This window comes from Marinobacter sp. UBA2498, from assembly GCF_002341575.1.
GTDB classification, from domain to species: Bacteria; Pseudomonadota; Gammaproteobacteria; order Pseudomonadales; family Oleiphilaceae; genus Marinobacter; species Marinobacter manganoxydans.
This window is the reverse complement of the sequence record NZ_DDOI01000036.1, coordinates 209-14,767: the sequence shown is the minus strand read 5'-3', so window position 1 is coordinate 14,767 and position 14,559 is coordinate 209. Positions and strand designations below refer to the sequence as shown.

Sequence of the window (14,559 nt, the reverse complement as noted above, 5' to 3'; positions counted from 1 at the left end):
CAGTGCCGACTCGGCGGAAGCGGAGAATTTCGATGACGGTTCACGGCTGCGTGACACCGCTTCGCCTGAACGGCTCCTGCAACGGGAACAGCTCCAGAAAGAATTGAACAAGGCGATCGCCCAGCTTCCTGAGGAGTTGCGCTCTGCCTTTCTGCTCAGGGAATACGATGGGCTGAGCTATGAGGATATCGCGGGTATCCTCGAGTGCCCGATCGGTACTGTCCGTTCAAGAATATTCAGGGCCCGGGATGCGGTTGATCGGCATCTCGGGCCTTTACTCAATCACTCGGTGACGTAATTGAGGTTGCATCCCATGGATGATCGTCTCAGAGAAACACTGTCCGCCATGATGGACGACGAAGCTGACGAACTTTCGGTACGTCGCCTGCTTTCCCACGATCGCCAGGACGAGGTTCGGGCGCAGTGGCAGCGTTGGCAGGATGTTCGCGACCTTATGCATGACGGCCACTCGCCGGCCCACGGTATGGACGTCAGTGTGGGCGTCCGTGAACGGCTTGACGGGCGGGGCACCACCGCGGTCAGGCCTGAAGCTGCCGTACAGGCCACCAGGTCCGGCCGCTGGCACTGGCCGGCTGCCGCCATGGTTGCCATGGCGCTGCTGGTCGGGTTCGGTGCGGGTGCCGGTTGGGATTCATCCGCGACCGGGCCGGTTCAGCCGGTGACCGCAGCTGCACCAGAAACGCCTGTGCAGGACCAGCCGGTCAGGGAAATTGCCCTGCAGGGTCTTGATGAGGAACAGTGGGAGTATATGAGTCGCTACCTGCTGGAACACGCACAGCACAACAGTGTTGGCGCCGGGCGGGGCGCCGTCGGCTATGCCCGTCTGGTCAGTGCCAATGGTGCCGGCTACTGAACCCCGGAGCGAGAGTTTAATCATGCCTCGAGTCTTAATTAATGTTGTCCCAAGCCGTGCGTTGTCCATGCTCGTGGGTTTTTTGCTCGCGCTTGCTGGGTCGCTGCCGGCTGCCGCGGACGAAGACGAGGCATCCGCCTGGCTTGAAAGGCTGGGTCCGGCCCTGAACATGACGTCCTACCGCGGTGTGTTCGTATACGCCCGGGGCGAGAGCGTACACTCAATGCAGATTGCCCATCGTTACAATGATGGCGTTGTAGAGGAGCGGCTGGTTCTGCAGGACGGCGGCAGTGGAGAAATTGTTCGCAAAGGCATGAATGTGGTCTGCGTGCTCCCTGAGACAGGCCGCGTCAAGCTTGACCAGGTGATTCCTTCAGGCCCGTTCGCCGAAGCGTTCACCAGTCAGCTGATGCCGGTCAGCCACTGGTATCGGGCGGAAATGAAAGGTGAGGACCGGGTTGCAGGGTATGACGTGGTTTCAGTGGCGCTAAGCGCCAAGGATTCCTACCGCTACAGTCATCGGCTTTGGCTGGAGAAATCCACCGGTCTTCTGGTCAAGAGTCACGTTCGTAATGCCGAGGGGGAAGTGCTCGAGCAGTTTCAGTTCACCAGCCTGCACATCGGCGAGGACATTCCCGATAGCGAATTCGAGATCCGCACCGAGGGCCGGGAAATTTCCAGAACGCTGGATGAGCCCGCTGTTACGGCATCGGTGGTCCAGCGTATGGATGGGTGGCAGCTTGGCTGGCGCCCGGAAGGGTTTGTCCCTGCGGCGGCGCCCCGCTCCGGCAAGGGCCAGGCCGTTGCCTTCTCCGATGGCCTGGCCGCTTTTTCGGTCTTCGTTGAGCCGGCTGGCCCGGTTAGCATGCCGACGGGCGCCTCCCTGATTGGCGCCACCACCGTTTATATGCATCAGGTGACGGAAGGGGATAGCGCTTTTCTGGTTACCGTCGTGGGTGAGCTGCCTCCGCAGACTGCGCGCCAGGTTGCCGAATCGGTGCGTATTGAAGACTCGGTGGCCCTGGGTGCGGGTGAGCCGTGATTACTGAAACCGGAAAAGTGGTCGCGCTCAAGGGCGACAAGGTCTGGGTCCAGACGATCCGAACCAGCGCCTGTCAGAGTTGTGCTGCCCGCAACGGTTGTGGTCAGAAAGTCCTGGCGGCTGCCTCGGGCGGGCGCGCCAACCAGATTCTGGTGACGAACTCGGTCAATGCCAGGGTGGGAGATGAAGTAACCATTGGAATCGATGAGCAGGCGTTGCTGGGTGCTTCCATTCTGGTCTACGCCGTCCCACTGATCCTGATGGTTGTCGCGAGTATCCTCGGGCACCAGATGTCCGGTGGTAGCGACGGCGCTGCGATGCTGGCCGCTGTCGCTGGCCTGGCTCTGGGTTTTTTCGCAGGACGCAAACTGCAAGACGCGGGCGGCAAGGAGTATGAGCCCCGCCTGGTCCGGGTAAGCCGGATAGCCTCTGAAAACTGTCTGTAAACCCTACGGTTTTGTAAGTTGAAAATCGGTGGGCCGAACTCAAAACTACGCCTAGGTGTAAGCACAACAGGGGGTACAACATGTCGAGTGCAACAGCAGTTGCCCAGTCGTCACGTAATTTCATACCCGGAAGGATGCCGGCCGCTTTGCTGATTTTGCTGTCCGCCATGGTGTTGGCGGGCTGGAGTCAGGCGAGTTCAGCCCGAAGCCTGCCTGATTTTACCGAGCTGGTTGAAGATAACGCCGGTGCGGTGGTGAACATCAGTACGACCACAGAGCCCACGCGCCGCAATTCCGGCGCTCCCGGGATGCCGTTTGATGAGCGTCAGCTCGAACAGCTTCCCGAGTTTTTCCAGGATTTCTTCCGCGGCCCCCAGTCTCCGTTTGGAGGTGGGCCTGGCAACTCCCAGCCACGCCGCTCCATGGGCTCCGGGTTCATTGTCTCCTCGGACGGTTATGTCTTGACCAATAATCACGTGGTCGAGGGAGCTGATGAGATCATCGTGCGGCTGAATGACCGGCGCGAGCTGCCCGCGACGCTGGTTGGAACAGACCCTCGTTCCGATATGGCCGTGCTGAAAATTGAAAACGGCGATGATCTGCCTGTCGTTCAGGTAGGTCGGTCCCGGGATCTGAAAGTTGGTGAGTGGGTGTTTGCGATTGGCTCGCCGTTTGGATTCGATTACACGGTAACGGCCGGAATCGTCAGCGCCCTGGGTCGCTCCCTGCCATCGGAAAACTACGTGCCCTTCATTCAGACAGACGTAGCGATCAACCCGGGCAACTCCGGTGGCCCTCTGTTTAACCTGGAGGGCGAAGTGGTCGGTATCAACTCCCAGATCTACACCCGCTCTGGTGGTTTCATGGGGGTCTCCTTTGCCATTCCGATTGACGATGCGATGAACGTCTTCCGTCAGTTGCGCGACAACGGCTCTGTCTCCCGTGGCTGGCTCGGGGTGCTGATTCAGGAAGTGAACCGTGATCTGGCCGAATCCTTTGGTCTCAAGCGGCCCCGCGGTGCACTTATTGCCGAAGTGATGTCCGGTTCGCCGGCGCAGGCAGCCGGCCTGCAGGCAGGGGATATCGTCCTCAGTTATGACGGCGAAGATGTGCAGCTTTCCTCTGACTTGCCGCCCATGGTTGGCCGCACGCCGGTTGGTGAAACTGCCGAACTGAGAGTGCTTCGCGGTGGCGAGGAAATCGAGCTTCAGGTTGAAATCGGTCGCCTTCCCGAGGAGGGAAGCCAGCAGGCTTCCGCACCGGCCAGTGACAGTGATGGTCCCGGCTCTGCGCCCCTGGGCATGATGGTCGAACCTCTTCCTAAGGACATGGCCGACTCAATGGGTATTGAAGGCGGCGTTGTGGTCAATAACGTTGCGCGGGGTGCGGCTTCCGAAGCGGGCATCCGTGCGGGCGATGTGATCACGGAAATGAATCGCCAGAAGGTGACATCGGTGCAGGAATTCCGCGAGGCTGTTCAGTCGCTGCCCGAGGGCAAGGCGGTATCGGTCCGGGTGGTGCGCCAGGGTCGGGCACTGTATCTGGTGATGAAGCCCTGATACCCTTCTGCTGATCCGGATTACCTGAGATAGAGCCCCCGCAGGTGTTGGAAACGACACTTGCGGGGGCTTTTGTTATACTCGGCGGATCAATAAAAATGAGTGGCCATGGAACGGACCAGCCCCATGATGAACAGACAGGAACTCTCTCTCCGTAAGCTACTGGAATTTCGCAATGCCTGGGTCGCCTGGCTGGTCTTCGCGGTAGCCGTTGCCGTCACCCTATTGCTTTGGCAGGTGTCTATCCGGCTGGTTGAAGACCGCACGGAAGCCCGTTTTCGCACCCAATCGCTCCAGCTTAAATCCGCCATCGAAGAGCGCTTGCTGAATTACGAGCAGGTGCTGGCCGGCAGTGCCGGTCTGTTTGCGGTGGCCGGAGACGTTTCCCGTGATCAATGGCGCGAATACGTGGACAAGGTTGATATCAACCGCTACTACCCGGGCATTCAGGGTATTGGCTATGTTCGCCGTATCGGTGTACGCCAGATGGCCGACCATATTGCCTCTGTCCGCGCGGAAGGGGTGCATAATTACCTGGTGAACCCGCTGGGTAGCGGTCCCTACTACTACCCCATGGTCTACCTGGAGCCTGGCACGGAACGGAACCGACGGGCCCTCGGCTACGATGCCTTCAGTGATCCCATTCATCGCCAGGCCATGGAGCAGGCCCGGGATGATGCGATCCCCACGGTGACTGCCAAGGTGGTGCTGGTTCAGGAAGAGCTCGGCGAAGACCAGGCCAGTTTTCTGATGTATTACCCCGTCTACCAGGGGGGAGAAGTGCCCGAGATCCGGGCCGAGCGTCGCATGATGCTGGCGGGCTATGTGTTCAGTGCCTTCCGGATGAACAATCTTATCGACGGCATCGTTGGCCTGATCTCGCCGTTTCTTGATGTCCGGATCTACGATGCCGGAGTCGTGGAACGGCAGAACCTCATGTATGGCTCCAATCTGGGGTCCCTGGACAACGAATTCAGTTTCCAGATGAGTCAGACCATCAGCCATGGTGGTCGAGACTGGCTGTTGCAGACGCGCTCCACGCCCGCATTTGATTTCCTGGCCTCGGATCCGCGGCCTCCGATCGTCCTCGGCAGTGGCCTGGTGATCAGTGCCCTGTTGTTCCTCTTCGTGCTTGCCTTGATCCGTTCACGGCTGATGGCGCAGATCAGTGCCGGCCGCTATCGGGCGATTACCGAAGGCGCAGCCAATGTCACCCTGGTGATGGACCGTGCCGGGCAGCCCCTGTACGCGAGCCCGTCCAGCCTGGATATCCTTGGCTTCGAGCCGGATCAGGTTCAGGCCCTGAACTTTGAGGAGCTCGTTCATGGTGACGACTGGCCCCAGCTGCAGCGAGGCTTTGACGATTCCGTTCAGTCGCCGGGCAAACAGATGCCGGTCATCCGGGTCCGTATCCGTGATGCCAAGGGGCAGTGGCGGGATATGGAGGGCACCTTTACGGCCATGTTGTCGGTGCCAGGCGTCAATGGCGTTGTGCTTAGCCTGCGGGATCTGACCCAGCTCAAGGCCGCCCAATCCGAGCTGCACAGGCTGGCATTCTATGATCCGCTTACCGGCCTGGCGAACCGGCAACTGTTCCGGGACCGTTTGAATCACGTGGTCAGCCGCAGTCGCCGGAGCGGTGAGCCGGCTGCCCTCATGTTCCTGGATCTCGACGGCTTCAAACGTATCAACGACACCCTGGGGCACGATTCCGGCGATGAACTGCTGTGCCAGGTGGCGCAGTGGCTGGTGGGTTGTGTCCGTGAGGAGGACTCGGTTGCCAGGCTCGGCGGCGATGAGTTTGTAGTATTGCTGTCCCGGATCAGTGACTCCGATGCTGCCGGCAAGGTCGCAGAGACCATTCTGCGCAGTCTTTGCCAGCGAATCCGGCTGAACGATCACGAAGTCGGCATCACGGTCAGTATCGGCATCACCATGATTCCCCACGACAGTGAGGACGCCGGAACCCTGATGAAGTACGCTGATCTGGCGATGTATCGTGCCAAGGAGCTGGGTCGGAATACGTTCCAGTTCTTCACCCCGGCCATGAACATCAAGGCGGCAAGGCGGCTTCTGCAACAGGAGGAGTTGGCCACGGCGCTGGATGGCGATCGCTTCGTTCTGCATTACCAGCCGAAGATTGATCTGGCCAGTGAGCGGGTGATTGGGGTTGAGGCATTCCTGCGCTGGCATCATCCGGAGAAGGGGCTGGTGTCGGCACAGCAGTTCATCGGTCTTGCCGAGGAAACCGGCCTGATTGTTCGCCTGGGTGAATGGGCTTTGAGACAGGCCTGTATTCAGGCTCAGGCCCTGGAACGGGCCGGCTTTGAATCCCTGAAAATGGCGGTGAATCTGTCTGTTCGACAACTGACCGATTCGGGCTTCCTCGACATGATCCGACAGGTCATCACCGAGACGGGCGTCTCGCCGGAGCGGCTGGAGCTGGAGATGCCGGCGGAGCTGCTCAATGAAGATCCGCGAATGCTCAGGGAGTTGCTGGTGTCACTCCATGATCTCGGGGTCTGTCTGATACTGGATGATTTCGGCACCGGCTCCTGTTCACTGGTTGCTTTGCAGCAGCTGCCGCTGGATGTTATCAAGATCGACCACCGGTTCATTCGCGACATTCCCTACAATGTCAGTGCCACGGATGTGGCCTCCGCAGTGATTGCCCTGGCCCGCAAGCTCCACCTTACGGTGGTTGCGGAGGGTGTGGAAACCCCACAGCAGCTGAGCTTCCTGAAAACTCACGGCTGCGCCCAGTGTCAGGGCAACCTGTTCAGCTATCCGCTGGACGAGGATGCGCTCATCGGTTTCCTTATCCGGCAATACGAACGGCCGCTGATTTCCTGATCATGGCAATGGCGGCCGGTAACCGGTAAAATCACGCCGTTCCCGGATCCCGGTAGCGGCCCTTCCGGGCTCAATCCTTCGTCTTAACTGAGTATTCATCGTCTGTGACTGAACTGAGCCGAATCCGTAACTTTTCCATTATCGCCCACATCGACCATGGTAAATCCACGCTGGCAGATCGTTTTATCCAGGTTTGCGGCGGCCTGACCGACCGCGAAATGGCCGAGCAGGTCCTGGACTCCATGGATCTCGAGCGTGAGCGAGGGATTACCATCAAGGCCCAGAGTGTCACGCTGAATTACACCGCCCGTGACGGGCAGGAATACAAACTGAACTTTATCGATACCCCGGGCCACGTGGATTTTTCCTACGAGGTTTCGCGCTCGCTCTATGCCTGCGAGGGGGCCCTGCTGGTGGTGGACGCCGGGCAGGGCGTTGAAGCCCAGTCAGTGGCTAACTGCTACACCGCCATTGAGCAGGGTCTCGAAGTTGTGCCGGTTCTGAACAAGATGGATCTCCCACAGGCCGAACCTGAACGGGTAGCGGCGGAAATCGAGGACATCATTGGCATTGAAGCGTCTGATGCGGTCCGCTGTAGCGCCAAGAGTGGCCTGGGCGTGGAAGATGTTCTGGAAGATCTGATCAAGAAAATCCCACCACCGAAGGGTGACCGAAGTGCGCCCCTGCAGGCCTTGATCATCGATTCCTGGTTCGACAATTATCTGGGCGTTGTGTCGCTAGTGAGGGTGACCGAAGGTACCCTGAAAAAGGGCGACAAGATCGTCATCAAATCCACCGGCAAGGCCTGGAACGCCGACAAGGTCGGTATTTTCAATCCCAAGCCTAAGGACACCGACGTGCTGGAATCCGGCGACGTCGGTTTCGTGGTGGCAGGAATCAAGGATATCCATGGTGCGCCCGTGGGCGACACCATCGTCCACCAGAAGTTCGCCGAGCAGACGCCTATGCTTCCGGGGTTCAAGAAGGTCAAACCCCAGGTTTATGCAGGGTTGTTCCCGGTCAGCGCCGACGACTACAACGATTTCCGGGATGCCCTGGAAAAACTGACCCTCAACGATGCCTCGCTGTTTTTCGAGCCGGAGAATTCCGATGCCCTTGGCTTCGGTTTCCGCTGTGGTTTCCTGGGCATGCTGCACATGGAAATCATCCAGGAGCGGCTGGAGCGTGAATACGACATCGACCTGATCACCACGGCGCCAACGGTGATCTATGAGGTGGTTACCAAACAGGGTGAGACCCTGTCGGTAGACAATCCGTCCCGGCTTCCGGATATTGGTTCCATTGAGGAAATGCGTGAGCCGATCGTAGAAGCGAACATTCTGGTGCCTCAGGAGCATATCGGAAATGTGATAGCCCTGTGTGAGGAAAAGCGCGGCGTCCAGAAGAACATGCACTTCATGACGACCCAGGTCCAGCTCACCTATGAGCTGCCGATGGCCGAGGTGGTGATGGATTTCTTCGATCGTATCAAGTCAGCCAGCCGCGGCTTTGCGTCCCTGGACTACCACTTTACCCGGTTCCAGACCGCCAACCTGGTCCGCCTGGACGTGCTGATCAACGGCGAGCGTGTCGATGCCCTGGCGCTGATCGTGCACAAGGAGCAGGCTCACCACAAAGGGCGCCAGTTGATCGAAAAGATGAAAGAGCTGATTCCTCGGCAGATGTTTGATATCGCGATTCAGGCCGCCATTGGTAATCAGGTTGTGTCGCGGGTCACCGTGAAGGCGCTACGCAAGAACGTAACCGCCAAGTGCTACGGTGGTGACGTCAGCCGGAAGAAGAAACTGCTGCAGAAGCAGAAAGAAGGTAAAAAGCGTATGAAGCAGCTGGGTAATGTCGAGGTGCCTCAGGAAGCGTTTCTTGCCGTACTGAAAGTGGATAAATAAAAGGCCTCCTGGATGGATATCGATTTTCCCCTGGTACTGGTGGTACTGACCTTTGCAACGGGTCTGATCTGGCTGGCGGACAAGCTGTTTCTTCGTGAGCGTCGTCTGGCTGCCTACCGTGCCAGCGGCACCGGAGACGCAGTGGATGAAGGCTCCCCGGCGGAATCGGAGGAGCCAAAAGAGCCCTACCTGGTTGACCTTAGCCGATCGTTCTTTCCGGTGCTGGCGATTGTTCTGGTCCTCCGGTCCTTCCTGGTTGAACCGTTCCAGATTCCGTCGGGATCCATGTTGCCCACCCTGGAAGTCGGCGATTTCATTCTGGTGAACAAATACGCCTACGGGTTCAGGCTGCCGGTTGCCGGCACCAAAGTGATTCCGGTCGGCGATCCCCAGCGCGGCGATGTGATGGTTTTCCGCTACCCGGAGGACGGCCAGACCAACTACATCAAACGGGTGATCGGTTTGCCCGGCGACCATATCCGCTACCGTGACAAGCAGCTGTTCATCAATGGCGATCGGGTGGAAACCCGGTTTATCGCGCGGCTACCGCCGATGGAACTGCGCCGCGAGGATCTCGGTGAAGTAGAGCACGACATTTTTCTGACCATGGGCCGGTCTGGCGGCGGTGGTGAGGGCGAATGGCTGGTGCCCGAGGGTCATTATTTCGTCATGGGTGACAATCGCGACAACAGTAATGACAGCCGCTATTGGGGCACGGTCCCGGACGAGCTGGTGGTGGGCAAGGCCTTTGCTATCTGGATGCACTGGAAATCCCTTACCAGTCTGCCATCCTTTGATCGTGTAGGCGGAATCGAGTAACTCGGACTATCTGGAGCGCAGTCGTAATGAAGAAAAATAATCTTTCCGGCATGGGCCGTCAGCGCGGTGCCTCGGCATTGACCATGATGGTGATGGTGCTGTTTTTTGGTGGCCTGCTGACGCTGGTGATCAAGCTTGGTCCCGCCTATCTGGATGACATAACCATTCAGGAAGCGCTGGAAAGCCTTGATGGCACCGAAGGTCTCTCCCAGATGGGGCCTGCCCAGGTCCGTACGTTGATCAACAAACGGCTCAGCGTGAACAATGTCCGGGGATTCGACGCCAAGAATATTTCGGTCGATAAAGACGGCGATCTGGTCGTTATCAATGTTGATTACGAAGTGCGCAACAACCTGTTCAGCAATGTGGATACGGTGGTTCACTTCAAGCACAAATATGAGATGAAGGGCAAGTGAGTTCACAACCGGATCTGGATCAGTTACAGCGGCGCATCGGCTATCAGTTCAAATCGCCAGAGCGGCTTCTGCTGGCACTCACCCACCGGAGTTATGGAAATCAGAATAACGAGCGCCTCGAATTCCTCGGCGATTCCATTGTGAATATGGTGATTGCCGAGTATCTGTTTCTGCACTTCGAAAAAGCCCGGGAAGGCCAGTTGAGTCGTCTGCGGGCCCGGATGGTAAAAGGCGTTACACTCGCCGAAATTGGTCGGGAGTTCCAGCTCGGCACATACCTTCGATTGGGCTCGGGAGAGCTTAAAAGCGGAGGCTTCCGCCGGGAATCCATCCTGGCCGACGCCGTGGAGTCCATCATCGGCGCCATCTACCTCGACAGTGATTTCCATACCTGCCGGGAACAGGTATTGCGCTGGTTCGAGCACCGTCTGGAAAAGCTCGACCTGCAGGACACCCAGAAAGACCCCAAGACCCGTTTGCAGGAATATCTCCAGTCCCGCCAGTTTCCGCTGCCACGCTATGACGTCATTTCCGTGGACGGCGAGGCCCACAACCAGACATTCCATGTATCCTGTGCGCTGCCGTCGCTGGACCGAAAGACCACCGGGACTGGCAGTAGCCGCCGGGTGGCCGAGCAGCAGGCAGCCCGTAACGCCCTGAAAGAGTTGGGCGTGGAGAACCAGTAATGAACGATATCACCCGTCCGGAAAACCCGGACAGTCGCTGCGGTTTTGTGGCCATCGTTGGCCGTCCGAACGTGGGCAAGTCCACGTTGCTGAACCATATCCTCGGGCAGAAGCTGAGCATCACTTCCCGCAAGCCGCAGACCACCCGTCATCAGGTGCTGGGTATCAAGACCGTAGGGCCGGTGCAAGCGATCTATGTGGACACACCTGGCATGCACGAGGAGGAGCCCCGTGCCATTAACCGCTACATGAACAAGGCGGCCACGTCGGCGCTCATTGATGTCGATGTGGTGGTGTTTGTGGTGGATCAGCTGGCCTGGACGACCGCGGATGAGATGGTGCTGGAGAAACTCAGTCGCCTGAAATGCCCTGTGATCCTGGCGGTGAACAAGGTCGACAAGATCGAAAAACGGGAAAGCCTGCTGCCGCATCTGGATATGCTCTCGAAAAAGCGCGAGTTTGCCGAGATCATTCCGCTTTCGGCCCTGAAAGAGACCAATCTGGAACCTCTGGAAGAGGCCGTGGGGCGTTTCCTGCCGGAGAGTATTCATTTCTATCCGGACGACCAGATCACCGATCGCAGTGAGCGATTCCTGGCCTCCGAGATTGTCCGAGAAAAGATCACCCGACAGCTTGGAGCAGAGCTGCCATATTCGGTGGCGGTGGAGATCGAGGAGTTCAAGCGCGAGGGCAAGACCCTGCACATATCCGCCCTGATCCTGGTCGAGCGCGAAGGTCAAAAGAAGATCATCATCGGCGAGAAGGGCGAGCGGATGCGCCGCATTGGTCAGGAAGCTCGTACGGATATGGAGCGTATGTTCGACAGCAAGATCATGCTGAGGCTCTGGGTAAAGGTGAAGCGTGGCTGGGCAGACAGCGACCGGGCCCTGAAAAGCCTGGGCATGAACGACCTCTGAGGCAGCCATGAAGGGGCCTGAGCTGCAGGAGCCCGCCTATGTCCTTCACCGACGTCCCTGGCGGGAAACCAGTCTCATGGTGGATCTGTTTTCCCTGAACCATGGCCGGATGACCGTCATCGCCCGGGGAGCCAACAGCGCCAAAAGTCCCCTGAAAGCCCAGCTACAACCTTTTCAGCCTCTGATAGTGGATTGGGCTGGCCGGGGCGACCTGAAAACCCTGACCCAGGTCGATGTTCGGGCCGGCCCCACAATTACCCGGACAGTGTCGCTCTACAGTGGCCTTTACCTGAATGAACTGTTGCAGCGGATTCTGCCCGCTGCAGATCCCCATCCCACGCTCTTTGCAGCCTACATCGATGCCATCGGACAGTTGTCCGACACCAGAGATGTGGAGCCGGTGCTTCGGCGTTTTGAACTCGCCTTTGCCTCCGCCCTCGGCTATGACTTTGCCTGGGATCGTGCCACGGATACCGGGCAATCCGTCGAGCCCGGCGGGGAGTATTGTTATGATCCGGAGCAGGGCATAGTGTCCGGGCTGTCGCCCGGTGTGCGCCTGCGAAATCTTCCGGGCGATGTTTTGCTCGATCTGGCCGGGGAAGATTTGCAATCTGAGCGCTGTCGGCGACTGGCGAAACGGGTCATGCGAGTCCTGATCGATTACCTTCTCCAGGGGCGTCCCCTGAACAGTCGCAGCCTTTTCACTCACCTTCGGGGAGAATCCCATGAATCCTAGAGTACTGCTTGGCGTCAATATTGATCACGTTGCCACCCTCCGTCAGGCGAGAGGTACCCGGTACCCTGATCCGGTCCAGGCAGCGCTGATGGCCGAGGAGGCCGGCGCAGACGGCATCACAATCCATCCCAGGGAAGACCGGCGTCATATTCAGGATCGGGATGTGCTGCTGCTCAAAGAGGTGCTCCAGACCAAGATGAATCTAGAAATGGCGGTAACCGATGCGATGCTGGCGTTTGCCGAACAGGTGCGGCCGGAATGTGTTTGCCTGGTGCCAGAGAAGCGTGAGGAATTGACCACCGAGGGCGGACTGGATGTCGAGGGTCAGGAATCCCGGGTTGCCAAGGCCTGTGAGCGCCTGGCCCGGATTGGTGCCGAGGTGTCACTGTTTATTGATCCGGATCCGGTCCAGATTGATGCCGCGGTCCGCTGTGGCGCGCCGGTAGTGGAGCTGCACACCGGAGAGTATGCCGAGGCCGAAACGCCAGAGGCTGAAAATGCCGCCTTCAAAACCATTGCCGACGCCGTCGCCTACGCCCGCAAAAAGGGTTTGATTGTGAATGCGGGCCATGGCCTGCATTACCACAACACAGAGCGAGTGGCGGCAATCCATGGCATCAATGAACTGAATATCGGTCATGCCATCATAGCCCGCGCGGTCTTTACCGGTCTCAAAGAGGCGGTCCGGGATATGAAAGCCATCATCGATCAGGCCCGAAGCCGGGTCTGAGACGGGGCAGCCTCAGGTCGTTTCGGCGGCCTCATGGCGTTCCCGGAACAGCTGCTGCCAATCGGTCTGGTCGCTCCAGATCTGCAGGCGCTCCATGGCCGAGAGCAGCTGGTCTTTCTGGTGCTCCAGATCCGGAGCAGAGCATTTGATGGCCGTTTCCAGATGGTTGGCTGCGGCTCTCAGTTCCGGTACGCCGCAGTAGCGGGTAGCGCCATGGAGCTTGTGAACACATTCCAGTAGCCCATCCATGCTGTGGCTGGCCCAGAGTTCCGAGATCCGCCCGCGATCCACGTGGACCTGCTCCAGCAGCATGCTGAACAGCTCTTCGGCCAGGTCCGCCTTGCCGGCGGCCAGTTGAATGCTTTCGTCCACGCTGACGCAGTCCTGCTGCATTTTGCGCGTTGATGGCCGCAGGGCCCGACGGGTGTCGCGAACTTCCGGAACGGGAAGCCGGCCGTCGCTGCCGTTCTTCGGGCACACGTAGCCGGTGTACTCATGAATGATGTCGTTGAGCTGGCCACTGCTGATGGGTTTGGGCATGTAGCCATCGAAGCCCTGCTTTGTCAGTCGTTCCTGCTCGTCCGACAGGGCATGCGCAGTCAACGCAATGATCGGGGTCCGGTGATTGCCGGTATCCATCTCCCTCAGCCTTGCAGTGGTTTCCACCCCGTCCATGCCGGGCATCTGAAGGTCCATGAAGACCAGGTCGAAGGGTTTCTGTCTGGCCTTGCTCAGGGCTTCAAAGCCGCTGGAAGCGCCCTCGGCGTCCAGTTGGCAGTCTTCCAGCAGGGTCATTACCAGCTTCAGGTTGGCATCGTTATCGTCCACGGCCAGCACTCTCGGCACATTGGCGGTCGTTGCACGGTTGGCGGAAATCTCGTACTCGGGGACCCGCCCGCCGGAATTGATGCCGTGCACCAGCAGCAAAAGCTCATCGTACAGGGAATCTCGGCACACCGGTTTGGTGAGGTGGCCGCTGGCAAGTCCCGATAGCGGTGTGTCGTGGGTTTCAAGGGTGGGGGTCAATAGCAGTGTCCGGCAATCCCGTTCAATCTCCAGGGTACGGACAAGCCCGCAGTACTGGCTGGAATTGAGCAGGTGTCGGGTGATGCCGACAATGGCTACGGCATAGCCCGCCTGGCTTTTCTGGGCCTCTTCAATGTGTTCCTGCAGGGCGCCCGGTGACGCTACCCGGTCGACCACCATGCCCCAGTCCCTTAACAGGTGTTCCACGGCCAGCCCGGTGGTTTTCTGTTGCTCCAGGTAAATGACCCGTTCACCACGCAGGGCATCCCTTGGGGCAATGGCTTCACCGCTGGTGGCAAGCTCCGAGGTGAGGGTAAACCAGAAGGTGGAGCCTTTACCCAGCTCGCTTTCGAGCCCGATCTTGCCCCCCATTTCTTCCACCAGACGCTTCGAGATGGCCAGCCCAAGGCCGGTGCCACCATATTGACGGGCGGTGGAGGCATCGGCCTGGCTGAAGGCGTTGAACAGGGATTGCTGTTGGGCCCGGGAGAGACCCACGCCGGAATCCGTGATGCTCAGGCGCAGGGTTACCCGATTGCTGTCGGGTG

14 protein-coding genes are annotated in these 14,559 nt (G+C 59.0%); 13 read left to right on the top strand and 1 reads right to left on the bottom strand.

From position 1 onward, the window contains the following. From B2W52_RS03780 to pdxJ, 13 genes are all read left to right on the top strand, one after another. On the top strand, positions 1-298 hold a 298-nt coding region (locus B2W52_RS03780), incomplete at its 5' end, for a sigma-70 family RNA polymerase sigma factor (RefSeq protein ID WP_286801406.1). Positions 299-313: 15 nt separating this feature from the next. After that, on the top strand, positions 314-874 hold the full coding sequence (locus B2W52_RS03775) for a sigma-E factor negative regulatory protein (protein WP_008176205.1): 561 nt from the start codon (positions 314-316) through the stop codon (positions 872-874). A 67-nt stretch (positions 875-941) separates the two neighbouring features. Further along, complete coding sequence (locus tag B2W52_RS03770; protein ID WP_273045818.1) at positions 942-1,916, top strand: MucB/RseB C-terminal domain-containing protein; 975 nt, start codon at positions 942-944, stop codon at positions 1,914-1,916. Further along, positions 1,913-2,362, top strand: coding sequence for a SoxR reducing system RseC family protein (locus tag B2W52_RS03765; protein WP_008176201.1), 450 nt, complete (start codon positions 1,913-1,915; stop codon positions 2,360-2,362). Before B2W52_RS03770 ends, B2W52_RS03765 begins: the two co-directional genes overlap by 4 nt. Before the next feature lie 134 nt (positions 2,363-2,496). Continuing rightward, positions 2,497-3,921 (top strand): DegQ family serine endoprotease, encoded by a 1,425-nt coding sequence (locus B2W52_RS03760; RefSeq protein WP_273017395.1) that lies wholly within the window; start codon positions 2,497-2,499, stop codon positions 3,919-3,921. 126 nt (positions 3,922-4,047) lie between these two features. Continuing rightward, entirely contained in the window at positions 4,048-6,774 is a 2,727-nt protein-coding gene (locus B2W52_RS03755) for a bifunctional diguanylate cyclase/phosphodiesterase (protein WP_273069228.1), read from the top strand. Between the two features lie 104 nt (positions 6,775-6,878). Beyond that, positions 6,879-8,681 carry a translation elongation factor 4 gene (gene lepA / locus B2W52_RS03750; RefSeq protein WP_219123012.1) on the top strand — a complete coding sequence of 601 codons (1,803 nt, stop codon included), beginning with the start codon at positions 6,879-6,881 and terminating at the stop codon, positions 8,679-8,681. 12 nt (positions 8,682-8,693) lie between these two features. Then, positions 8,694-9,500: a signal peptidase I gene (gene lepB, locus B2W52_RS03745; RefSeq protein ID WP_014576286.1), complete on the top strand. Its 807-nt coding sequence runs from the start codon at positions 8,694-8,696 to the stop codon at positions 9,498-9,500. A 26-nt stretch (positions 9,501-9,526) separates the two neighbouring features. Next, a complete protein-coding gene (locus B2W52_RS03740; RefSeq protein ID WP_008176189.1) occupies positions 9,527-9,916 on the top strand; it encodes a DUF4845 domain-containing protein in 390 nt (129 codons plus the stop codon). After that, positions 9,913-10,602: a ribonuclease III gene (gene rnc / locus B2W52_RS03735; protein WP_008176185.1), complete on the top strand. Its 690-nt coding sequence runs from the start codon at positions 9,913-9,915 to the stop codon at positions 10,600-10,602. Before B2W52_RS03740 ends, rnc begins: the two co-directional genes overlap by 4 nt. Then, complete coding sequence (gene era / locus B2W52_RS03730; protein ID WP_008176182.1) at positions 10,602-11,519, top strand: GTPase Era; 918 nt, start codon at positions 10,602-10,604, stop codon at positions 11,517-11,519. Before rnc ends, era begins: the two co-directional genes overlap by 1 nt. Positions 11,520-11,526: 7 nt before the next feature. After that, complete coding sequence (gene recO, locus B2W52_RS03725) at positions 11,527-12,255, top strand: DNA repair protein RecO (protein ID WP_273069292.1); 729 nt, start codon at positions 11,527-11,529, stop codon at positions 12,253-12,255. Continuing rightward, entirely contained in the window at positions 12,245-12,985 is a 741-nt protein-coding gene (gene pdxJ, locus B2W52_RS03720; protein WP_088557922.1) for a pyridoxine 5'-phosphate synthase, read from the top strand. Before recO ends, pdxJ begins: the two co-directional genes overlap by 11 nt. 12 nt (positions 12,986-12,997) lie before the next feature. On the opposite strand, the gene B2W52_RS03715 is transcribed toward pdxJ, so the two are convergent. Continuing rightward, the coding region (locus tag B2W52_RS03715) for a response regulator (RefSeq protein WP_286801397.1) at positions 12,998-14,559 on the bottom strand (1,562 nt) is incomplete at its 5' end.